Below are 20,993 nucleotides of genomic sequence, written 5' to 3' on the forward strand. Positions count from 1 at the left end.
CGTCTTCAGTTCTCTTTCCTTCACTCTCAAGAGCGCCTGTCTATTATATCACATCCTCGCTTATTTGTCAACCCCTTTTTTTCAAAAGTTTTTGACCTCTCGCTCTTTTGTGATATCTGCCTTTCGGCGACTTATTTATTTTAGCATAAGTAAAGAGTAATGTCAACACTTTTTTGCGAGTTTTTTCAGGTTTGTTACTCTTGCTCAACAAAAAGCGAATATAAGCGCTGTCCACTATTCAAATTGTACATATTGATTCAAAATTCTACCTGATTTTCTGCCGTTTTATAATCAGAGGCATGTATAAATCAGCCTGCACAGCGCAAAATACTACTATCTTTATATAAGGAGGCTTCACATTGAACAAATCAACAGGAATTTATAATTTTCTCAGAACTGCCGTTATAAGCTTAACCGTTATGACTCTGCTCGCAGTCTGCGGACTTGTTTTTATGAATAACGAAGAACCGGCTTTGTCACAGGTAGGCTCCAGCGGAAAGGAAGTAACCGCAATTCAGCAGAAGCTGAAAGAGCGGGGACTGTTCAACGTCGGAGTAACCGGCTACTACGGGGAAGAGACACGCAAGTCGGTGCTTAAATTTCAAAAACAACAGGGGATCAAGCAGACAGGAGTCGCCGGTCCGGCTACTCTCAAAGCTCTCGGAATTTCAATCGGAACTATCCCCAGCGCCACAGAAGCAAACATCAACCTTCTCGCAAGAATTATTTCTGCAGAAGCCCGCGGCGAACCGTACACCGGACAGGTCGCTGTTGGAGCAGTTATCCTAAACCGAATAGAACACCCGTCCTTCCCCGATACTCTCGCAGGAGTTATCTATCAGAACGGCGCTTTCACGGCGATCGTTGACGGTCAGTTCAACGAGCCGGTATCTGATTCCGCTTATAAAGCCGCAAGAGACGCTCTTAACGGCTGGGATCCTACCGGCGGCTGTATCTATTATTACAATCCTGCAAAAACTTCAAATGCCTTTATGCATTCAAGACCGACTGTTACGGTTATCGGAAGCCACCGCTTCTGTAACTGATAAAAACGGCAGAGCATACGCCCTGCCGCTTACATAAACTCTGATCGAAACCGATCCCGTCAGCTGTTATCCACAAGATAGTACTTGTGAAGTCTGGTCGAGAATATTTCACATAGTAGTTTAGCGGCTGCGGCTGCGCCTATAACCGAAATAACGGCGATAAAAATTTTTACACCCTTGCTCATACAAATACCTCCGGTTAATTAATGTGCCTCTTTATATATAGTATACATTAAATACGATAAAATTTCAAGGGGTTTTGAAATATTTTTTTGACACCCGTCCAAAAAGCAGTCTTTATTTTATGTTCAGGTAAAAATTATTTGCAAAATTAAGAATTGTATGCTATAATATTTTTCAATACGGACTTTAACGGCTTATTTATACGCCGTCCGGCTATTAGCACGATCAAATTAATTTATATCAGAGGTAATACTGCCATGTCTGAAACTGCACCTAAGCAAAGCAGCTATAAAAAGCTGTTCTCAAATACTATTATATTCGCAGTAGGCTCTTTCAGTTCCAAAATTCTGGTCCTTCTTCTGGTAAAGGTATATACCACATACCTTTCGCCGCAGGAAATGGGAATCAACGACGTAATTACTCAGATAGCCAACTGGCTCCAGCCTATAGTAACAATGACTATAAGCGAGGCGGTAATACGTTTCGGTCTTGACAGAGCTTATGACAAAAAGAAAGTCTTTACTCTGGGAAACATAGTCTGTTTCTCCGGTCTTGCGCTGCTTGCCGTAATACTTCCTATCGTAACCGTTTCCGGAATTGCCGACAAATACCTAAGCGGATATTCGCTTCTTCTGTATATTTACATATTTATGTCCAGCCTGAAGCTTGTATATTCCACATTTGTACGTTCTCTTGAAAAGGTCAAGCTTTTTGCGCTCAACGGAATAGTTACAACCTTCTTTACTCTTTTCGGCACAATACTTTTTATCTGCGGCTTTAAAATGGGTAATACAGGTTATCTTCTTTCTATTATAGTATCCGATTTTATCTCGATTATTTTTCTTACCGCAACTGCAAAGCTGTGGAGATATATCGAGTTCAGGAAACCTGACCGTGAGCTTCTTCACACAATGCTGCAATATTCCGTGCCGCTTATTCCCGCTCAGCTTCTGTGGCTAATAACAAACAGCTCGGACTCCTTTATGACTACTCATTATCTGGGTTCTGAAGCCAACGGTATACTCTCAGCCTCCTATAAAATCCCAAACCTTGTCGCTACCGTTTATCTTATGTTCGGACAGGCTTGGAATATGTCCGCTATCCTGGAAAACGATTCGGAGGACCGCAACGATTTCTACACAAATGTTTTCAGACTTAACCAATGCCTGCTTTATATTATGGCAGCAGGCTGTCTGCTGATAGTTCAGCCGCTGACCTCAGTATGGCTGGGCGGCGCATTTCAGGATTCGGTCAAATATTCGCCGATACTTATATATTCCTCGGTCTTTTCCTGCTTTACTACATTTATGGGTTCTATTTACCTTGCCGCTAAGGAAACAAAGCGTTCGCTTCTTACAAGCCTTTTTTCCGGCGTAATCAATGTAGGACTGAATATTGTCCTTATTCCAAGAATAGGTTTGTACGGCCCAGCAATATCTACTGTTGCCAGCTATCTTACTGTTTTTATTATAAGAGCTTATGATTCCAGAAAGCTTGTACCATTTAATCTTCATATAGGAAAGATAATAATAAATAACCTGCTGCTGGCAGCAATGGTTCTGATCAATGTATTTCAGTTTATCAAGGGAACAAAAACGCTTTCTGTAATTACTCTTCCCATACTGTTTCTGCTTGTTATGCTGCTTAATTTCAAAACGCTGTGGACAGCTGTACAAAAGCTTCTGCCAAACAGAGCAGTACAGATCATCAAACGTATGGGGGCAAAGCGCATAACGGCTCTTTGCATAGCCGCTGTCGGTTTTGCCGCAGCAGCATATTTTACAAGGGGGATCATATTCTATCCTGCCGCCGCTGTTTTGGTCATTGCGGGACTGCTGTTCAATAAAAAAGCTGCGGTATATTCAGGTATGATACTGGTATTTCTCACAAGCTGGGGACTTTTCGGAGTAGGTACCGGAATTGCGGTAACCGCAGTATGCACACTTATCCCGCTACTTATTTACCGCGGAAATTCCGAGCTTATCATATGCACGTCTTTGGCGGATCTCCTTCTGTTTTTTATAGGAGGAATATATCTTGCTATACTCTGTCTGATGCTCGAGCTTTTAGCCGCTGTCATTATGTTTAGAAGACAGCTGTTCAGAGCGCTTGAAAAAATCATGTTTAAGTAAAAATAAAAATTTACGCATAAAACAGCATTGCTGTTAATATAAAAAAATACGGAGGAATTTATTATGGCAGAATTAAAGTTTGAAATTACAAAGCAGCTGGGTATTCTCTCAGAAAACGCAAGAGGCTGGACCAAGGAGCTTAATATGGTCAGCTGGAACGACAGAGAGCCTAAATACGACCTCAGGGAATGGAACCCGGATCATACGAGAATGGGCAAGGGTATTACTCTTACAGAGGAAGATATAAATATGCTCAGGGCAATTCTTAACGGTGAAGAGATAGAGGACGATATTAACGAGGACGATATTCTTTAATATTTTAACCGTTTGTAAAGAATCTTTAAAATGTTAATTGATAATCAAATGTTGATCTTTTATTCACTATAGTCTGTTATAATTTACAAGAATACTATTGTGAGATTGTCTGTCTCAAATCCATATAAACGGAGGAAAATCACCGAATGGAACAGCATGGAATAAGCAAGCTGGACTTAAAAAGAAGAAACCGTATGCAGGTTCTTAAGATCCTGAAGCAAAGAGGTCCGACTTCAAGGATTGATATTGCCGGAACATTGGAGCTGACAAGAGCCGCTGTTACTATTATTACAAATGAAATGATAGAACAGGGGATCATTCAGGAGATCGGAGAATACAAACACGTTACCGAAAAAGCTCCGAGAGGACGCAAAAAGATTCTCATTGACATCAATCATCATTATAAATTTGCACTTGGAGTTACTATTGAGGAGGATATCGTAAGCGTCGGACTTTCGACCCTTGCGGGCGCTGTTCTAGACAAGCGCAATATGAATATAAGCTCCGCAACAGACCGTCAGACGATTTATGATTATATTGAACGGTCTATCAGGGAAGTCCTGGGAGATAACTGTCTGGATAAGGAATCCATTCTGGGTATAGGCTTCGGAATTTTCCCGACGATGTATTCCCGTCTTGATATTGATGTAAAGGACGGAATTCCTGATTATACAAAGATAAAGAACTTTGTCAGAAGCTATACCGAGCTTCCGCTGGTATTCGATAACTCCGTAAAAGGAACAGCTATGGCGAATATTGATTTCCAGAAAAGCAAGGATCCGAACCGCCATAACATAGCTTTCCTGCAGTACGGAAACAATATAAATTTTGTTGTTACAAATCTTAACGACCCTATCGTGTCCTATGATAACCGCACAAATTTCGTGGATAAAATGATCATAAATCCTATGTCCCCGGAAAAATGCAGCTGCGGAAGACGAGGCTGCGTTGAAAACGAGCTTACGCCAAAAGCTAGCCTGAGAAAAATAAGCGCAGTATTCTCAAAGGAAAACACTCCGTTTCTGTTTCAGGCGGCGAAGGGAAATCCTCAGGCGGTTACAGGAGATATGATTTATGCCGCATATGAAAAAGGTGAAAAGCCTGTTGTGGAAATAATGGATCATGCGCTGAAGCTTACTGCGGTACTGCTCAACAACCTGTACTTTTCAACTAATCCCCAGAAGCTTGTTCTTCATCATTTTAAGTTCGGAGCAAGCGAAGCGGAGTTTTTTGACAAGCTGAAAGAAAATGTAGCGGCTATCGGAGGAACTGTTGTGTCCAGTAAGATCGAGCCTTCGATTATAGAGGACAAGCACCGTTTCCTTGCAGGCTGTGCGCTTGCTATAAGAGAGCTTTTCTTTAATAAGGGCGGCTTTGACAAATAATAACTACAGAAAAAGGCTTTCACAGTACAAAAACTGTGGAAGCCTTTGATTATGTATCGCTCTTCTGCCTGTTTTCTATCCTACCGGCAATAAACTCCTTTACGTTTTCAGGAGCTATTCCAAGAACCGCCGCAAATTCCTGATAAACCATATGCTCAGCCGCTTTCATAGCGTTTTCCTCAGTAGCCGAAAGATGACCTCCGCTGCTGAGCTTGTCCTCCTGCTTCAGATACAGTGATTTGATTAGAGAAAAAATCTTTTCACAGTTGTCGCTTTTCATAACTGTATTAAAAATAAGCTTATTCTCGTTCCTGTCACCGCATAGACACGGCTCTATATCCGGTATAGAATCGATCAGCGCATATATCTCTTCCTTTGACATAAGCTTTCTCAGCTTTTTATCTGCCATATCACATGGAACATAATACGTTGACTTATCCGAAGCGTAAGGCACCAGCACCATATATTCGCGTTCATTCTTTCCGTCAAAGCAGCGCTTGACTATCTCCTTGAAACGGCACACTCCCGCCGCCGAGTACATAACACATTCTTCCGGTAAAAGCTGCATACCCGCCTCATTCCTTTCATGTTTGATAAAATTATTATTCTTATATTTATATTATAACATATTTGAATAAATTTTGTCATGGGCTTTTTGCACAAAACAAACATTCGCATGAGTGCAATTTCACTATAATACCCGTATAACAGTCCGATCAAAGTACGTCAGCCGTAAAAAAACGCCGCAGGAGTTTATATCTCCGCGGCATTAATTTTATTGATCAGTTTGTCAGGCGTGGAATTACTGCTCCGTATTAAACTCCTTATTTCTGTTCTCGATCAGCTTCTTGGTCTTTCTTGCGTGAAGCTTCATAACGATCTTTTCGCAAAGATCCACAAGCCTTTTCCTTACAGGCATAAATATATAGAAGAATTCACCCGCATAGGTCACGACCTCTCCGTTAAAGCCCTTTTTGAATTTATAAACTCCGTAGTTGGGGTGAGTTTCGTCCTTATAAAAAGGAATACCCTGAAAATCGTAAATAAAATTATTATTCTCAAGCGCCCAGCTTATCATAGTCCACTGCATAAGATAATTCGGATAGGTGTTTCTGTATTGATTTGACGAAGCGCCGTAAACGTAGCAGGTCTTTCCGGCATACTGAGTCGTAACTGCTCCGGAAACAGGTATTTCCTTACCGCTTTCCTCGTCTTTCAGGTAACATACGAACAGGCGGCAATGCTCCTCGCCCAGTCCGTCAAGCATTTTCTCAAAGTATTCCTTTGATCGTATGGAAAAGCCGTCCCGTATTCCCGTTGCCTGCATCATAGGATAAAAATCGTCAAGTGCTTCCTTTCCGCAGGCTCTGCATACAACGCCCTTTCTTGAAGCCTTTCTTATCCTGTTTCTCCAGTCTGATTTAAAGGTCATCATTACCTCGTCAGGAGTTTTTCCCTCAATATTTCTGAGCATATAGTTATTTCTCGCCTGAATAGTTGAAAGTTCGGGTGCGTCGTAAATATGAGTAAAGCCCATACTGACTATCATTTCAGAAAGCTCTCTGTCCTTTTCCTCAAAGCAGGGATCCCACATAAACTGATAGCTCTTATGCTTTTTTGCAAGAACCTTTATACCCTCGAACAGATCCTGCATTATCTCCTTATTGCTCCAATCGCACACAGGCCCGTGAGGAGCATAAAGAAAAGTACAGCCGAATATTGGTATCTTTTTGATTATAACAAGGCAGGTACCCTGTATCCTGCCGTCCTTATCCCTTGAAATTACAGCGTCCCAGCCCCATGTATCCTTTACCTTAGGCCAGCGCAGCGACTGCATGAAGTTTCCGTATCTGCTGTTTTCAGCAAAATCCTCATATTCCCTGAGCAGCGCCTCGTCATTTTTATTTATTATCTCCATATTTTTACAATCCCTCTCATAACGTAATAATGCACTGAATCTTATTATATAACAATAATTTATAAAAATCAATAGCTTTTAAATACAAAGCTCTCAATCAAAACAATACCAGATTCGTCAGTTCTGCTTCCTTACTACCGCATATTCGTCGCCGTTTCGGTAATAGGGACAGTTATGATCCGAAAAGCTCATAAACCTCTGCATTTCGTCCTCGTCAAGGTCAATATCGCAGACATAGCAGTCATATTCGTCGTCATAGCCGTAATTGGCGCAGGTTTCGCAGCATGAAGAATTACCGCTCATTTCTATCACCCTTTCGCTTTTGTTCTTATTCCGCCGCCGGTAAGCAGATAGCTTTCATATACCATATTCTTCAACTCGCTGTCCGAAACGTCGCTTTCAAGATAAACTGAATTCCAGTGAGTCTTGTTCATATGATACGCCGGAATTACACCCTTGTACGCCGCTCTCAGCATATCGGCCTCCATAGGCTCGCATTTTAGGTTAACTATATATCGTCCGTTCAGCTTCATCAGAAGAGCGAACCATTTTCTGCTTTTTTTATGCCTTGCCGCTACGCTTTCAAAATCTTCTGTAAACGGCCTGTCGATTACCGCTCCGGGAAGCGAACCGCAGTATTCCGTAAGCTGTTCCTTTGTCATGAATACCGTTCCTTTATCTTCTGATAAGCCTGATCACTCCGAGAATACCGAGAATTATCATAGCCGCTGCCGAAATCACCATACATAGCCAGCCCGAGGTCTGAGAAACCACAAATTCCGTCATTGTCTGATTTCCCGCAAGCTTCTGAGCCGCCGAGTCCATCTTTAGACCCGAAAGCAGAAGGACCGTCATAAACCTGAAATTTACAAGGCATAAAAAAGCGCTCAGGGCTGAAACTATGCCCTGAAACAAGGCAGTGAAGTTATCCTCATTTTTATAGCAAAGAAAAGAAAACACGGAATGAAGCGCACAGCTCAGCGTAAAAACTGCATAAGCCGCAGTGATCACCGACGCCTTGACAGCGCTGCCGTCCTTAACAAGAGAAGGCATCAGCGCTATTACCGCTGCCGTGAAAGCAAATGCACAAATCATTGAAATTACAGCAGCTATACGGCTTTTCTTATCTCGACTTTTAAGTCCGTCCTTTTTTATCTGCTTAGGCATATCAGCTCTCCTCCTTTTCGGCTGTATCACGAATGCGTATCTTTATACTGTCTATTTTCTGCTCATCCTCCATAATAACCGTCATATTGAATATTCCATAGGATATAAATTCGTTCTGCTCAGGAACTCTGTCTATAATATCCATTATCCAGCCCCCCATAGAGGTTCTTTCAGTTTCTATAGTATCCTCAGGCAGATCAAGCCTGTCAAGAAAGTCGCTTACCGAAAGCTCGGCTGAAACCTGATACCTGTTCTCTCCCAGCTTAACAAACGATGTATCCTCCTCGTCGCTCTCGTCATAGATCTCACCCACAAGCTCTTCTATAATATCTTCAAGAGTACAAATACCCTCAGTTCCGCCGTACTGGTCAACAACTACAGCCATATGGATCTTCGCCTTCTGCATTTCCCGAAGGCCCTCGGAGATACGCTTGTTTTCAGAAATATAGATCGGAGTATTCATGATCGCCGAAATATCCTTCCTGCCTCCGATGTACATTTCATAAAAATCAGATTCATGTATAATTCCGACTATACTGTCTATAGTCTTTTCATAGACAGGCAGGCGGGAAAACTTATTCTCCATGAATATTTCCCTGATCTTCTCAATGCTTTCTCCTCTTTCGACTGCTACGACATTTACCCTCGGAACGAGCACCTCGCCTATAGTTATCTCATCGAATTCCAGCGCCGACCTTACAAGATCAGATTCCTGCTCCTCAAGAACTCCCTCGTCCTCGATCTCCTCGATAATATATTTTAACTCCTCCTCGGTAACAGACGGCTGACTGTTCTTATGTCCCACAAGCTTTGATGCAAGCTTTCTTATTGCGGTAAAAACTGCAATAAGCGGAGTAATAATAAACATAAAGCCGGAAAGCAGCGGAGCCATTGCTATTGAAAAGCTCTCTGAATTTTCCTTTGCAAGACTTTTCGGAAGTATTTCACCGAAAATAAGCACCAATACGGTCATTACAAGCGTTGCGATACCGACGCTTCCGCTTCCAAACTTTTCGGTAAAAAAGACTGTGGCAAGCGACGACGAGCAGATATTCACAACGTTGTTTCCGATAAGTATGGCAGTAAGCGCCTTGTCAAAATTCTCTGTAATATCCAGCGCCTTCTGTGCGCTTTTGCTTCCGCCCGCCGCAAGATTTTTCAGCCTTATCCTGTTAACAGACGAAAAGGCTGTTTCAGTAGCGGAGCATACCGCCGAAAGCGCAAGAAGGATCACTATAACAAATGGTATCATAATAAAAATTGCTCTCCCGATAAAAAATTAATATTTTTAAATGTTCAGATATAGTTATAATAACATATTTTCTGCTGAAAATCAATAATAACTTGAAATTAATAAAAATATGCTGTATAATTGTTAAAGCGGAACGATCCATAAAAATAAATTCGGAGGAAGCAATGGAACAAAAGGAAGAATTAAAAGCAAAAGAAAAAAAGCCTGACATCTTTGACAGAATAATGAGCTGCGGCTTTTTAAAGAAATTTGAACCTATTTACAGAAAAAACAAGGAAATATTACTCTATCTGTTTTTCGGAGCATGGACTACCGTTATAAGCTTTGTATCGTTTTTTATCGCCGCAGCACTTATAAAGCTGCCTGATATATCAATATTCGGCATACCTGTAGATACGGCGGTTACCGTAAGCAATATCATATCATGGATCTGCGCCGTTACTTTCTCGTATGTAACTGCGAGGATCTGGGTATTTGAGTCAATATCCTACGGAAGAAAGGCTGTTTTCAGAGAAGCCGCGGCATTTTACGGGGGGAGGATTTTTACTCTTATCGTAGAAACAGTAATGATGAATATCGGCGTTCAGGCTCTCAGCATAAATGAAAACCCAATGAAGATAATCGCTTCGGTAGTTGTGCTGGTTCTTAATTATGTTATCAGCAAGCTTTTTGTATTTAAAAAAACAGCATGATCCTTATTTAAAAACTTTATTTTAAATTTCATAAGCCGATTATTTAACGTACAAAGAGCTATTGTGCATATTGCATTTGAAAACCTTTTTTTCAAAAATTAAATTGGCTAATTAAGCGAAATTCGCATCGAAAGATTGACAAAAACATAACAAAGCTGTATAATATGAAACTGGAATTGAAATCAAAGGCGATTTGCAGATAATATTCTGCGGATCGCAATTTTTGTGCCGCTTCGGCTTTTTCCGGAAAGGAATGATCAAAAAATGGAGTATGATTACATATTCTTTATAGCTATTATTCTGCTGTCAACAAAATTTCTCGGACTTGTTACAAAGCGTATAAAGCTTCCTCAGGTAGTGGGCGCTCTCTGCGCGGGACTTATTCTCGGCCCGGCAGTTCTCGGAATAGTCAGGGAAACAGAATTTATATCCGAGCTGTCTGAGCTGGGCGTTATTGTGCTTATGTTTACCGCCGGACTTGAAACCGATATAGTTGAGCTTAAAAAAACAGGAAAGGCGTCTTTCCTTATCGCTCTGCTCGGAGTTCTCGTTCCCCTTGCGGGAGGCTTCGGACTTGCGTGGGCGTTCAATATAGGCGCAAACGATAATCTGCCTACCTCAAGAACTCTCCAGTTTATCTTTATCGGAATCGTTCTTACAGCAACCTCTGTTTCAATTACCGTTGAAACTCTTAAGGAGCTTGGAAAGCTTTCCACACGAGCCGGAAACGCTATTCTCGGAGCGGCGCTTATAGACGATATTCTGGGAATAATTGCGCTTACCGTTGTTACGAGCCTTGCAGGCGACGGAGTAAAGATATGGACTGTACTGCTCAAGATCCTTGGATTCTTTGTTTTTGCAGTACTTTCTGCAATCCTTTACCATATTGTTTTTGAAAAATGGAGAAACCGTGATAAAAAGGACCTTCGCCGTCACGTTATAGTTTCCTTTGTATTCTGCCTGCTGATGGCATGGATCGCTGAAAGAGCCTTCGGAGTAGCCGATATTACCGGCGCATTCGTTGCAGGCCTTGCTATCTCAAACAGCCCGAGAGTAAAGTATATCTCAAACCGCTTTGAAACCATGTCGTATCTGCTCCTTTCCCCTGTATTCTTTGCAAGTATAGGCCTTAAAATGACAAAGATGAATATGTCCGGCACACTTGTACTTTTTACCGTTCTTATTTTTGTAATAGCGGTCATGACTAAAATAATCGGCTGCGGTCTAGGCGCAAAGCTATGCCGGTATACAAATAAGGAGTCTGTTCAGATCGCCGTAGGTATGATCTCCCGCGGAGAGGTTGCCCTTATCGTTGCCGCCAAAGGACAAAAGATAGGTCTTATGGGCGACGAAGTATTCGCTCCTATAGTAATAATGGTCGTAGCTACAACGATCATTACCCCGATACTGCTGAAGCTGGTGTTCAGGAACGACCATTCTGCTCCCTCAAGCGATGAAATAACAAAGTCTATTGAAGGCTTTGCTGAATATGAAAAAGAGCTTCAGGATCTTTCCGAAGAATAAAGCTCATCTGAAATACTTATAAAACATAAAACGTACGGACTCAGCTTGTGTCCGTACGTTTTCTTTGTTACTGCTCAAGTCCCAGCAGCTCCCTTTCAGCAGTGTGAAGCACCAGAACATCTCCCGGCTTAACTCTTGAATTGCCGTTAGGTATAACGGTCTTTCCTCCTCGCTTGATCATAACAACCAGAACATTGCGGGGAATGGTTTCCGAAACGGTTTTTCCTGCCCATTCGTGGGACGGCGTTATCTCCTCCTCCGAAAGCAAAAGCTGCTGATTCCCAGGTTTCTTTGATTCATAACCTACCGCACTGAGCACCAGAACATCACCCTCGCAGATAACGGTGCTTCCCCTGGGAATAACAGTTCTCCCGTCCCTTGAGATCATTACAATAAGCGTATCCGGGGGAAGGCTTATTTCCTTTATCTTCAGGTCTATCCAAGGATGAGCTTTCTTTATATTAAGACGTATAAACTGAATTTCCGTTTCATTTGAATAATCGGTAAATGTCTTCATTACGCTTTCTTCATCGTCTATCATACCAAACCACTGCGAAACCTTAGGAAGAAGCGTTCCCTGTATGCCTATACTCAGCAGAACGACGCAGAAAACTATATGAAAAACATCGCTTTTAGTGTACGCGTCTGATACAGTAGCAAGTATTGCAAATACTATAGAGGTCGCTCCCCTTAGACCCGCCCATGAAACAACGGCTATCTGATCAAGCTTAGCCCTGAAAGGAAGCATAAGAATACCTACAGCTATTGGTCTTACAATAAACGTCAGCGCCGCCGCTATAAGCAGGGAAGGAATTATGATCTTTGGTATATGCGACGGAAACGACAGCAGTCCGAGCAGAAAGAAAAGCAGTATCTGCATAAGTCCTGTAAGTCCGTCAAAGAAATGAACCTGAGCTTTTTTATTCTTTATTCTGCTGTTTCCCAGTACGATACCGACAAGATAACAGCTGAGATACCCGTTGCCTCCCACCAGTGCAGGCAGAGCATATGATAATACCGCAGCCGCCGCAATAAAAATAGTATCAAAGCCGTCTGACTCAAATTCAATATTTTTAAGCGCCCAGACTGCACCAAGCGCAATAAGCACGCCGATACCAAGTCCGTAAAATATCTGAGCAAACAGCATATATGCAGTTTTCCAGCCGGATACTCCTCCGCTCATTACCGAAAGCACAATTATCGTCAGCATATACGCCCAAGGATCGTTGCTTCCGCTTTCAAGCTCAAGGACCGAAGCAGTGCCGTATTTCAGGTTCAGGCTTTTAGAACGCAGTATATTAAATACCGAAGCGGCGTCCGTCGAGCTTAAAACCGCTCCGACCAGCATACTCTCAGCCATTGAGAACCTGAGAACATAATGACAGAAAAGTCCTGTAAGGAATGCTGTAAGCAAGGTACCTGCGGAGGAAAGCAGCAGACTTTTAGCCGCTACCTTTTTTGCGCTTGACCACTTAGTTCCGAAACCTCCGTAAAAAATAATGAAAATCAGCGATACCGAACATATTTTCTCAGCAAATTCAAAGTTCTCAAAACGTATTTTAAATAATCCGTCAGAGCCAAAGAGCATTCCAAGAAGAATAAAGGCAAATAGCATCGGTACTCCTATTTTGTTGGAAATTTTGTTAAAAACAACGCAGATGATCGCTATAGCTGCGCCTACAGTAAGATATAAAGCCATAAATCGCTCCTTTCCGTTTATATTATAGCATTTTTTATGGGCGTTTTCAACCGATATAAAGCTCAGATATAAGATAACTTACAAAGCTTTTACATTCCTGCTCCCAGACTGCCCATAAGAATCATTGAGTCTTGAAAAACAAAAACCGCAGCAGATCTTATCCGCCGCGGTGCAAAGCCCCTAAATTCCGTTATTATTATATCTCTGCAAAAATTGCCTTGTACGCTCGTTCTGAGTATTTCCGAACAGTTCCTCCGGCTGTCCCTCCTCAACGATATATCCTCCGTCCATAAAGATAACGTGATCAGCCACATCTCTTGCGAACGCCATTTCGTGAGTTACTATGACCATTGTCATTTTTTCCTCCGCAAGCTCCTTGATCACCTTTAATATCTCCCCGGTAAGCTCCGGATCCAAAGCCGAAGTAGGCTCGTCGAAAAAAAGTACTTCGGGCTTCAATGCAAGAGCCCTTGCTATAGAGACCCTCTGCTGCTGACCGCCGGAAAGCTCGCAGGGATACGCCGCCGCCTTTTCTGAAAGTCCCATCTTTTCAAGCAGTACCTCAGCCTCGGAAACAGCGTCCTTTTTTGATTTCTTTAAAACATGAACAGGCGCTTCGATTATATTCTGCATTACCGACATATGCGGAAACAGATTGAAATTCTGAAAAACCAGCCCTATTTTCAGTCTTATTTCCCTAAGCGTCTTAGACGGAGCGTAGACCGCTTTGTTATTTACTGTCCTGACCATATTCATTGAACAGACGTTTATCTCTCCGCCGTCCGCTCTTTCAAGCTGATTAATACATCTTAAAAGCGTGGATTTACCCGACCCGGAAGGGCCTATTACAGCTACGACCTGACCCTGCTCTACGTTAAAGGATATGTCCTTCAGGACCTGAAGCTCCCCGAAGTTTTTGGAAAGGTTTTTAACCTCTAAAGCCGTCATTTTTTTATCCTTCCCTTTCTATTTATAATAGTTGAATTTCTTTTCAATAAACGCAAAAGCAAAAGTAACTACTGCGTTCAGTACAAAATAGAACAGACCTGCGACAAAAAGCGGAGCTATCGAGCTGTAGGTATTCATCATCTGCTTGGATTTCAGAGTGATCTCCGCAAAAGCTATTACATTTGCAAGAGAAGTATCCTTTACCAGTACGATGACCTCGTTGGCGGTCGCAGGAATGACCCTCTTTACTACCTGAGGAAGCACTATCCTGAAAAATGTCTGAAGCCTGCTCATTCCCAGCATAGACGCCGCTTCATACTGCCCCTTGGGTATAGACTCTATCCCGCCTCTGAAAATCTCTGCAAAATAAGCCGCATAATTAAGTGCAAAAGCAACTACAAGAGCGGTAAACATATAATTTTCATCTCTTGTATTTACCTTTCCCAGCAGCTCATAGAACCAGTTGGACGTACCCGCCTTTCTGGCTGAGGCACAAAGCATAGGTATTGCATAGTAAACGGCAATTATCTGAAGCATAAGCGGAGTTCCGCGCATTATAAGTATATACAGATTCGTAAGCCAGGATATCGGCTTGAACCTGCATTTCTTCAGCCATGTTACTATTACCCCGATCGGTATTGAGATAACGAGCGTCCAGAAGAAAAGCTTCAGCGTATTAGGAAGGTATTCAAGAAGTATACCGCCGACATTCAATATATCGTCAAAACTCAATTAAAGCACCACCAAATTCAATATTCTTTATAATTATACATCATACCCCGAATTTAGTCAACAATCACGCTGCCCCGTCAGCCTGTTAAAGCTATAAACTTTTCATTAACTCTTTTCCGTATCCATAGACTTAAGATCTTATACTCCGCTATTAATAAATTGTATATCAAATATGTTAAAAAAGGTCTTGAAAAACATTGACGAATGATTTATAATTATAAGTAATATTGACATTGGCTATATGAATATGTTTGAAAGGATATGAATTTTATGAAGAAATTAATTTCAGCTGTTATCGCAGGAATGCTTTCGGTCTCATTGCTGGCGTCATGCGGAAGCGTTGCCAAAAATACCGTTCACAGCGTAGACGACCTTGAAGGAAAAACGATAGGAGTTCAGCTGGGAACTACAGGAGATATCTATGCTACCTCAGATGTAAAGGACGCAAAGGTAGAGCGTTTCAATAAAGGAGCGGATGCCGTTCAGTCGCTGAAGCAGGGCAAGATAGACGCAGTGCTTATCGACAACGAGCCTGCTAAGGTCTTTGTTTCCAAGAATGAAGATCTGAAAATTCTTGATGACGCTTTTGCTGTAGAGGAATACGCTATAGCCGTTAAGAAAGACAACAGCGAGCTTACCGAGGAAATAAACGGAGCGCTTAAGACCCTTAAAGAAAACGGAACTCTTGAAAAAATAATAAACAACTGGATAGGCGAGGACGCCGGAAAAACTCCGTATAAGACCCCTGAAGGCACTGCATATCCCAAGGGCAAGCTTGTAATGGCAACAAACGCCGAATTTCCTCCCTACGAAAGCGTTGACGGCGATAAGGTCGTTGGTATAGACGCAGATATGATGCAGGCAGTCTGTGATATTCTCGGTTATGAGCTTTCTATTGAAAATATGGAATTTGATTCGATAATTTCAGCTATAGAATCAGGTAAAGCCGATGTCGGAGCGGCAGGACTTACCGTTACGGAGGACAGACTGAAAAACGTAAACTTTACCGATTCCTATACGACCGCAACTCAGGTCGTTATTGTCAGAAAAGACTAATAAGCTTAAAAAGGCTATCCTCTGTTGTGCGGACAGCCTTTCGCTTTGTTAAAGGGAGTGCAGTCATTGAACGATTTTTTTCAGAAATTCAAGGACACATTTATTGAAAAAGCAAGATGGACATATCTGACCGACGGCTTGAAAACGACTCTTATCATTACATTTTTCGCAGTTATCCTCGGAATGGTGCTGGGCTTTATAATTGCGGTCATAAGAACTACCCACGATAAAACGGGAAAGCTGAAGATCGCCAACATTATCGCTCATATATACCTTACGGTAATAAGGGGAACTCCCGTCGTTGTTCAGCTGCTTATCATTTATTTTGTAGTCTTCGGCTCGGTCGCTATAAATAAAATCTTCGTTGCCGTGCTTGCGTTCGGACTTAACTCGGCAGCTTACGTTGCTGAAATAGTACGTTCCGGAATAATGTCTATAGACAACGGACAGTTTGAAGCAGGCTCAAGCTTAGGACTTAACTATTCCAAGACAATGATCTACATAATCCTGCCGCAGGCGTTCAAAAACGTGCTTCCGTCACTGGCGAACGAATGCATAGTCCTGCTAAAGGAAACCTCTGTAGCGGGATATATCGCAATTGCCGATCTTACAAAGGGCGGAGATTTTATAAGATCGCAGACATATGAGGCTTTTCTGCCCCTTATTGCCGTCGCTCTTATTTATCTTGTTATGGTTATGGTAATGACGGCTCTTGTTTCAAGGCTTGAGAGGAGGCTCGCTAAAAATGATAGACGTTAAAGGCCTTAACAAATCCTTCGGCGAGCTTCATATTCTGAAGGATATAACCGAAAATATAGAACAGGGCGAAAAGGTCGTTATTATAGGTCCTTCCGGTTCAGGAAAATCCACCTTTCTGAGATGTCTTAACCTTATGGAAAGGCCTACTTCCGGCGAAATTTATATAGACGGTGCAAATATAACCTCAATGCATCAGCGTGAAGTCAATCTGATGCGTCAGAAAATGGGCATGGTATTTCAGCATTTCAACCTGTTCCCTCACCTAACTATCAGAAAGAATATAACTCTCGCTCCGGTAAAGCTGAAGCTTATGAGCAAGGAAGAAGCCGACGATAAAGCTGACGAGCTGCTTGAGAAGGTGGGGCTAGCTGATAAGGCGGATAATTACCCCGGACAGCTTTCCGGCGGACAAAAGCAGAGAATTGCTATTGCAAGAGCGCTAGCCATGAATCCCGAGGTAATGCTGTTCGACGAGCCGACCTCAGCGCTTGACCCGGAAATGGTGGGAGAAGTCCTGAATCTAATGAAGCAGTTGGCAGAGGACGGCATGACAATGATAGTAGTAACCCACGAAATGGGCTTTGCAAGAGAGGTAGCTTCAAGAGTAATGTTCATGGACGACGGGAAAATACTTGAACAAGCTCCTCCCCGGGAGTTTTTCTCCAACCCGAAGAATCAAAGAACCAAAGATTTCCTTTCAAAGGTACTTTAATAAAAGCAATGCGGCGGTCTGTTTAAAGCAGTCTGCCGTAAATTTTACACCGGAGATGATATAATGAGCTATATGGTAAAATGCAGCAGAGGTCTTGAATCCCTTCCCGAAGCCAGACTTATAAGGGAAGAAGTTTTCGTTAAGGAACAGGGCTTTACAATGGAGTTTGACGATATTGATAAAACCGCAGTTCACGCCGCAGTATTCGACGGTTTAAAACCCATAGGAACAGGCAGGCTTTTTCAGGAAAACGGCGGATTTATTATCGGTCGTATTGCCGTAATAAAGGAATACCGCGGGAAAAGCATAGGCTCTTTTGTAGTTTCCGTGCTTGAAGAAGAAGCAAGAAAACAGGGCGCTGATAAGATCTCTCTTTCCGCTCAGCTGAGAGCAAAGGGCTTTTACGAAAAGCTTGGCTATAAAAGCCAGGGGGATCTTCATATGGACGAATCCTGCCCTCATGTTACAATGATCAAAACGCTTTAATAATACCGATCGTCTGCATTGTTTTTATATTATGTGATAGCATATTCAGAACAGTCGGCTTCTGCCTCAGCGCTTTCAATGAATACAGTGTCGGCGGTTCGTACTCGTCCGGTAGCTCTGTACTGTGAATAAAATAAAGGGGACGGCTTTTCGCGGCCGTCCCCAAACTATTTTCTTTACTGGAAGAATGTATAATAAGCGTAACCCTGCTGTCCGTTGTAGTCAAGATACAGCCAGCCGTTTTCATTCCTGTATACCCTAACAGTCGCTCCCTGAGGTATTACCAGCAGGTTTTCGGAGCTTGACGTCGGCTGAGGGTGAAGATATACTGCGCTGACTACCGTCATGACCGTAGCTTCGCCAAGTTCTTCGCCGCCGTTCTGATACGGATCGTCCTCGCTTTTTTTGGTTGTGGTTTTCTTTTTGGTTTCAGTGACCTTCTGCTTAGTCGTTGCCGCAGTAGTCTCAAGCGGTTCGGTAGAAGTAAGCCAGCCTGTTTTTCGGTCGGCATCGGAAGCGTTCGATATAAATAAGCCCCTTGCAAAAAGCATAGTTATAATAACTACGATAAGAGCGGTAAGCATGACCGCAATCGTTCCCTTTACAGCCTCCGGCAAGCCTTGGCTTTGGGTGGTTTTTTTATTTTTGCCGTCCATTAAAAAGGAAGCTCCTTTCAATTTTTATACTTTAAAATAATTTATCTGATATTTTTCGACTGTGATACATTAATTATACAATTTATAAAGCAGTAAGTCAATTAAAAAACGGTTACAATGCGTCCTTTTTATTGTTGTCGGAATAAAATTCTTTTATTCACCGATGTATGATCCTATCCCCTTGCAGCTCATATTCAAATGCCCTTATTTATTGATATGTTGCATTTTCACCTTTAATGTGGTATACTAAGTATAAATATTTCGATTTTTTATGAGGAGATTTTCGCTATGAAGGACGGATATGTAAAGGTTGCCGCCTGCACACCTGAAATTCGGGTGGCTGACGTTGATTTCAACGTTTCAAAAATTATTGAGCAGATCGATCTGTGCAGAGATAAGGGCGTAAAGATCGCTGTCTTCCCCGAGCTGTGCATAACAGGCTATACCTGTCAGGACTTGTTTTTTCAGGACATTCTGCTTGACAAGGCAATGGAGGGCTGCGTAAAAATCGCAAAAGCGTCCGAAGGACTCGATATGCTTATCGCCGTAGGATTGCCCGTTAAGGCTATGGGCAAGCTGTATAACTGTGCGGCGGTCATGAAGGACGGTGAAATTCTGGCTTTTGTTCCGAAAACTCATCTTCCGAATTACAATGAATTCTACGAAGCCAGACATTTTACATCATACTGCGGCGGCGGAGCGTCAGTTGACCTTCAAAAATGGGGCGGACAGGATACCCGGGTGGCTGTGGATCAGACTGTTTTTAAATGCTTTGATATACCGGAACTGACAGTAGGCTTTGAGATATGCGAGGATCTTTGGGCTACCGACCCTGTTTCAAATTATCTTGCAAAAGCAGGAGCATCTATTATCTGCAATCTTTCCGCCTCCAACGAAGTTATCGGCAAAGAGCAGTACCGCCGTCAGCTTGTTTCAAACCAGTCGGCAAGACTTGTCTGCGGCTATATATACTGCTCTGCCGGAAACGGAGAATCAACTCAGGATATGGTTTTCTCAGGACATAATCTTATTTCTGAGGACGGAACAATTTTAAAGGAAAGCAGACTGTTTGAAAATGAGATCACCGTTTCTGAAATAGATGTTAAAAAGCTTGCCTTTGAAAGGCGAAAGACCTCCACATACCCCGAAAGTGCAGAATGGAGTTTCTACAAAAAATCCGAAAACTTTTTAGATGATATTCAAACGGAAGGATTTACTTTAAATATATCAGAAACCGCCTTGACAAGAAAACTTCCTAAAAACCCTTTCGTTCCGCAAAATACTGCCGAGCGCAACGAGCGCTGTCATCTAATCCTGCAAATGCAGTCCCACGGACTTATGAAGAGAATTGCACATACAAATTCAAAAAACGTTGTTATCGGAATTTCGGGAGGACTTGACTCGACGCTCGCCTTGCTGGTGTGCGTAACGGCTATGGATCTCCTGAAACGTCCTCATACCGATATTGCAGCGGTAACAATGCCCTGCTTCGGAACAACCAAAAGAACACGTTCAAACGCCGAGATCCTCTGCGGAGCGCTGGGCGTAACGTTCAGAGAGGTCGATATTACCAAATCGGTTCTGCAGCATTTTCAGGACATCGGACACGACGTAAACGACCACAGCGTGGTATTTGAAAACGGACAGGCGAGAGAGCGTACAAAGGTGCTTATGAATATTGCAAATCAGGTGGGCGGACTTGTAGTCGGAACAGGAGATCTGTCGGAGCTTGCGCTTGGCTGGGCGACCTATAACGGCGACCATATGTCGATGTACGGAGTAAACGCCTCCGTGCCGAAAACGCTGGTACGGCATATCGTTAAATATTACGCCGAAACCTGTACAAGCAAGGAGCTTTCAGAGGTTCTGTTTGATATACTCGATACCCCCGTTTCACCTGAACTTTTGCCTACTGACGAAAGCGGCACGGAAATGACACAGAAAACAGAGGATCTTGTAGGTCCCTACGAGCTTCATGACTTCTTTCTTTATTACGGAATACGCTGGGGCTTTGAGCCGAAAAAGGTTTATCGCCTTGCCAGATACGCCTTTGACGGCGATTATGATAATGAAACCATTCTAAAATGGCTTAAAAAGTTCTACTGGAGATTTTTCTCTCAGCAGTTTAAGCGTTCCTGTCTGCCTGACGGAGCGAAGATCGGTTCGGTTACGCTTTCTCCGAGGGGCGACTGGAGAATGCCAAGCGATGCATCTGTGAATATCTGGTATAAGCAGGCAGAAAGCCTTGAGTCTTAACAAACGGCGTATCTACGACTTTGCAACCGCAAGTTTACACAAAAATATTTAAAAGCAACACAAAATTGGTGGCGG

The 20,993-nt window shown here is 42.6% G+C and carries 22 protein-coding genes; 11 read left to right on the forward strand and 11 right to left on the reverse strand.

From position 1 onward, the window contains the following. Positions 1 to 419 precede the first annotated feature (419 nt). On the forward strand, positions 420 to 1,046 hold the full coding sequence (gene sleB / locus ACYQ0H_RS11250) for a spore cortex-lytic enzyme (protein ID WP_459812970.1): 627 nt from the start codon (positions 420 to 422) through the stop codon (positions 1,044 to 1,046). A gap of 59 nt (positions 1,047 to 1,105) precedes the next feature. Here sleB and ACYQ0H_RS11255 read toward each other — a convergent pair whose 3' ends face one another. Continuing rightward, the gene (locus ACYQ0H_RS11255) at positions 1,106 to 1,231 is read right to left on the reverse strand and encodes a hypothetical protein (protein ID WP_459812927.1); all 126 of its coding nucleotides are present in this window, start codon (positions 1,229 to 1,231) and stop codon (positions 1,106 to 1,108) included. 255 nt (positions 1,232 to 1,486) lie between these two features. Here ACYQ0H_RS11255 and ACYQ0H_RS11260 point away from each other — a divergent pair, with 255 nt between their 5' ends. The 3 genes from ACYQ0H_RS11260 to ACYQ0H_RS11270 all read left to right on the forward strand — a co-directional run bounded on the left by ACYQ0H_RS11260 (position 1,487) and on the right by ACYQ0H_RS11270 (position 5,061). Next, positions 1,487 to 3,361, forward strand: coding sequence for a lipopolysaccharide biosynthesis protein (locus ACYQ0H_RS11260; RefSeq protein ID WP_459812928.1), 1,875 nt, complete (start codon positions 1,487 to 1,489; stop codon positions 3,359 to 3,361). Between the two features lie 63 nt (positions 3,362 to 3,424). After that, positions 3,425 to 3,676 carry a YdbC family protein gene (locus ACYQ0H_RS11265; protein ID WP_459812929.1) on the forward strand — a complete coding sequence of 84 codons (252 nt, stop codon included), beginning with the start codon at positions 3,425 to 3,427 and terminating at the stop codon, positions 3,674 to 3,676. A 146-nt stretch (positions 3,677 to 3,822) separates the two neighbouring features. Next, entirely contained in the window at positions 3,823 to 5,061 is a 1,239-nt protein-coding gene (locus ACYQ0H_RS11270; RefSeq protein ID WP_459812930.1) for an ROK family transcriptional regulator, read from the forward strand. Positions 5,062 to 5,110: 49 nt separating this feature from the next. On the opposite strand, the gene ACYQ0H_RS11275 is transcribed toward ACYQ0H_RS11270, so the two are convergent. The 6 genes from ACYQ0H_RS11275 to ACYQ0H_RS11300 form a co-directional block, all read right to left on the reverse strand. After that, on the reverse strand, positions 5,111 to 5,629 hold the full coding sequence (locus tag ACYQ0H_RS11275) for a CarD family transcriptional regulator (RefSeq protein ID WP_459812931.1): 519 nt from the start codon (positions 5,627 to 5,629) through the stop codon (positions 5,111 to 5,113). A 234-nt stretch (positions 5,630 to 5,863) separates the two neighbouring features. Further along, positions 5,864 to 6,979 (reverse strand): lipid II:glycine glycyltransferase FemX, encoded by a 1,116-nt coding sequence (locus tag ACYQ0H_RS11280; protein ID WP_459812932.1) that lies wholly within the window; start codon positions 6,977 to 6,979, stop codon positions 5,864 to 5,866. Between the two features lie 117 nt (positions 6,980 to 7,096). Further along, positions 7,097 to 7,282, reverse strand: coding sequence for a DUF6472 family protein (locus ACYQ0H_RS11285; RefSeq protein WP_459812933.1), 186 nt, complete (start codon positions 7,280 to 7,282; stop codon positions 7,097 to 7,099). Between the two features lie 5 nt (positions 7,283 to 7,287). Then, positions 7,288 to 7,641 carry an MmcQ/YjbR family DNA-binding protein gene (locus ACYQ0H_RS11290; protein ID WP_459812934.1) on the reverse strand — a complete coding sequence of 118 codons (354 nt, stop codon included), beginning with the start codon at positions 7,639 to 7,641 and terminating at the stop codon, positions 7,288 to 7,290. 13 nt (positions 7,642 to 7,654) lie between these two features. Beyond that, positions 7,655 to 8,146, reverse strand: a complete 492-nt coding sequence (locus ACYQ0H_RS11295) for a hypothetical protein (protein WP_459812935.1) — start codon at positions 8,144 to 8,146, stop codon at positions 7,655 to 7,657. A 1-nt stretch (position 8,147) separates the two neighbouring features. After that, on the reverse strand, positions 8,148 to 9,398 hold the full coding sequence (locus tag ACYQ0H_RS11300; protein WP_459812936.1) for a hemolysin family protein: 1,251 nt from the start codon (positions 9,396 to 9,398) through the stop codon (positions 8,148 to 8,150). A 164-nt stretch (positions 9,399 to 9,562) separates the two neighbouring features. Between ACYQ0H_RS11300 and ACYQ0H_RS11305 the strand changes: the two genes are divergently transcribed. Beyond that, entirely contained in the window at positions 9,563 to 10,090 is a 528-nt protein-coding gene (locus ACYQ0H_RS11305; RefSeq protein ID WP_459812937.1) for a GtrA family protein, read from the forward strand. A 264-nt stretch (positions 10,091 to 10,354) separates the two neighbouring features. Continuing rightward, positions 10,355 to 11,614: a cation:proton antiporter gene (locus ACYQ0H_RS11310; protein WP_459812938.1), complete on the forward strand. Its 1,260-nt coding sequence runs from the start codon at positions 10,355 to 10,357 to the stop codon at positions 11,612 to 11,614. A 67-nt stretch (positions 11,615 to 11,681) separates the two neighbouring features. On the opposite strand, the gene ACYQ0H_RS11315 is transcribed toward ACYQ0H_RS11310, so the two are convergent. The 3 genes from ACYQ0H_RS11315 to ACYQ0H_RS11325 form a co-directional block, all read right to left on the reverse strand. Then, complete coding sequence (locus ACYQ0H_RS11315; protein WP_459812939.1) at positions 11,682 to 13,313, reverse strand: potassium/proton antiporter; 1,632 nt, start codon at positions 13,311 to 13,313, stop codon at positions 11,682 to 11,684. A gap of 180 nt (positions 13,314 to 13,493) precedes the next feature. Then, positions 13,494 to 14,261 carry an amino acid ABC transporter ATP-binding protein gene (locus ACYQ0H_RS11320; RefSeq protein ID WP_459812940.1) on the reverse strand — a complete coding sequence of 256 codons (768 nt, stop codon included), beginning with the start codon at positions 14,259 to 14,261 and terminating at the stop codon, positions 13,494 to 13,496. A gap of 18 nt (positions 14,262 to 14,279) precedes the next feature. Continuing rightward, positions 14,280 to 14,993 (reverse strand): amino acid ABC transporter permease, encoded by a 714-nt coding sequence (locus ACYQ0H_RS11325; RefSeq protein ID WP_459812941.1) that lies wholly within the window; start codon positions 14,991 to 14,993, stop codon positions 14,280 to 14,282. A 270-nt stretch (positions 14,994 to 15,263) separates the two neighbouring features. Here ACYQ0H_RS11325 and ACYQ0H_RS11330 point away from each other — a divergent pair, with 270 nt between their 5' ends. The 4 genes from ACYQ0H_RS11330 (at position 15,264) to ACYQ0H_RS11345 (ending at position 18,006) form a co-directional block, all read left to right on the forward strand. After that, positions 15,264 to 16,049 carry a transporter substrate-binding domain-containing protein gene (locus tag ACYQ0H_RS11330; RefSeq protein WP_459812942.1) on the forward strand — a complete coding sequence of 262 codons (786 nt, stop codon included), beginning with the start codon at positions 15,264 to 15,266 and terminating at the stop codon, positions 16,047 to 16,049. 66 nt (positions 16,050 to 16,115) lie between these two features. Beyond that, positions 16,116 to 16,808 (forward strand): amino acid ABC transporter permease, encoded by a 693-nt coding sequence (locus ACYQ0H_RS11335; protein WP_459812943.1) that lies wholly within the window; start codon positions 16,116 to 16,118, stop codon positions 16,806 to 16,808. Next, the gene (locus ACYQ0H_RS11340) at positions 16,795 to 17,520 is read left to right on the forward strand and encodes an amino acid ABC transporter ATP-binding protein (RefSeq protein ID WP_459812944.1); all 726 of its coding nucleotides are present in this window, start codon (positions 16,795 to 16,797) and stop codon (positions 17,518 to 17,520) included. The genes ACYQ0H_RS11335 and ACYQ0H_RS11340 overlap by 14 nt, the downstream gene beginning before the upstream one ends. A gap of 63 nt (positions 17,521 to 17,583) precedes the next feature. Beyond that, positions 17,584 to 18,006 carry a GNAT family N-acetyltransferase gene (locus ACYQ0H_RS11345; protein WP_459812945.1) on the forward strand — a complete coding sequence of 141 codons (423 nt, stop codon included), beginning with the start codon at positions 17,584 to 17,586 and terminating at the stop codon, positions 18,004 to 18,006. A 176-nt stretch (positions 18,007 to 18,182) separates the two neighbouring features. Here ACYQ0H_RS11345 and ACYQ0H_RS11350 read toward each other — a convergent pair whose 3' ends face one another. After that, complete coding sequence (locus ACYQ0H_RS11350) at positions 18,183 to 18,662, reverse strand: SH3 domain-containing protein (protein ID WP_459812946.1); 480 nt, start codon at positions 18,660 to 18,662, stop codon at positions 18,183 to 18,185. Between the two features lie 288 nt (positions 18,663 to 18,950). On the opposite strand from ACYQ0H_RS11350, the gene ACYQ0H_RS11355 reads away from it, so the two are divergent. Continuing rightward, positions 18,951 to 20,918: an NAD(+) synthase gene (locus ACYQ0H_RS11355; protein ID WP_459812947.1), complete on the forward strand. Its 1,968-nt coding sequence runs from the start codon at positions 18,951 to 18,953 to the stop codon at positions 20,916 to 20,918. Positions 20,919 to 20,993: the final 75 nt, after the last annotated feature.

Source organism: Hominimerdicola intestinalis, from assembly GCF_054655215.1.

Excerpts from the sequence above, each read along its gene's own strand:
- ACYQ0H_RS11330 (WP_459812942.1), top strand. The coding sequence starts at position 15,264 with ATGAAGAAATTAATTTCAGCTGTTATCGCAGGAATGCTTTCGGTCTCA.
- ACYQ0H_RS11350 (WP_459812946.1), bottom strand. The coding sequence starts at position 18,662 with ATGGACGGCAAAAATAAAAAAACCACCCAAAGCCAAGGCTTGCCGGAG.
- ACYQ0H_RS11280 (WP_459812932.1), bottom strand. The coding sequence starts at position 6,979 with ATGGAGATAATAAATAAAAATGACGAGGCGCTGCTCAGGGAATATGAG.
- ACYQ0H_RS11305 (WP_459812937.1), top strand. The coding sequence starts at position 9,563 with ATGGAACAAAAGGAAGAATTAAAAGCAAAAGAAAAAAAGCCTGACATC.
- ACYQ0H_RS11275 (WP_459812931.1), bottom strand. The coding sequence starts at position 5,629 with ATGCAGCTTTTACCGGAAGAATGTGTTATGTACTCGGCGGCGGGAGTG.
- ACYQ0H_RS11345 (WP_459812945.1), top strand. The coding sequence starts at position 17,584 with ATGAGCTATATGGTAAAATGCAGCAGAGGTCTTGAATCCCTTCCCGAA.
- ACYQ0H_RS11320 (WP_459812940.1), bottom strand. The coding sequence starts at position 14,261 with ATGACGGCTTTAGAGGTTAAAAACCTTTCCAAAAACTTCGGGGAGCTT.
- ACYQ0H_RS11295 (WP_459812935.1), bottom strand. The coding sequence starts at position 8,146 with ATGCCTAAGCAGATAAAAAAGGACGGACTTAAAAGTCGAGATAAGAAA.
- ACYQ0H_RS11255 (WP_459812927.1), bottom strand. The coding sequence starts at position 1,231 with ATGAGCAAGGGTGTAAAAATTTTTATCGCCGTTATTTCGGTTATAGGC.
- ACYQ0H_RS11270 (WP_459812930.1), top strand. The coding sequence starts at position 3,823 with ATGGAACAGCATGGAATAAGCAAGCTGGACTTAAAAAGAAGAAACCGT.
- ACYQ0H_RS11260 (WP_459812928.1), top strand. The coding sequence starts at position 1,487 with ATGTCTGAAACTGCACCTAAGCAAAGCAGCTATAAAAAGCTGTTCTCA.
- ACYQ0H_RS11310 (WP_459812938.1), top strand. The coding sequence starts at position 10,355 with ATGGAGTATGATTACATATTCTTTATAGCTATTATTCTGCTGTCAACA.
- ACYQ0H_RS11290 (WP_459812934.1), bottom strand. The coding sequence starts at position 7,641 with ATGACAAAGGAACAGCTTACGGAATACTGCGGTTCGCTTCCCGGAGCG.
- ACYQ0H_RS11340 (WP_459812944.1), top strand. The coding sequence starts at position 16,795 with ATGATAGACGTTAAAGGCCTTAACAAATCCTTCGGCGAGCTTCATATT.
- ACYQ0H_RS11285 (WP_459812933.1), bottom strand. The coding sequence starts at position 7,282 with ATGAGCGGTAATTCTTCATGCTGCGAAACCTGCGCCAATTACGGCTAT.
- ACYQ0H_RS11315 (WP_459812939.1), bottom strand. The coding sequence starts at position 13,313 with ATGGCTTTATATCTTACTGTAGGCGCAGCTATAGCGATCATCTGCGTT.
- ACYQ0H_RS11265 (WP_459812929.1), top strand. The coding sequence starts at position 3,425 with ATGGCAGAATTAAAGTTTGAAATTACAAAGCAGCTGGGTATTCTCTCA.
- ACYQ0H_RS11355 (WP_459812947.1), top strand. The coding sequence starts at position 18,951 with ATGAAGGACGGATATGTAAAGGTTGCCGCCTGCACACCTGAAATTCGG.
- sleB (WP_459812970.1), top strand. The coding sequence starts at position 420 with ATGACTCTGCTCGCAGTCTGCGGACTTGTTTTTATGAATAACGAAGAA.
- ACYQ0H_RS11300 (WP_459812936.1), bottom strand. The coding sequence starts at position 9,398 with ATGATACCATTTGTTATAGTGATCCTTCTTGCGCTTTCGGCGGTATGC.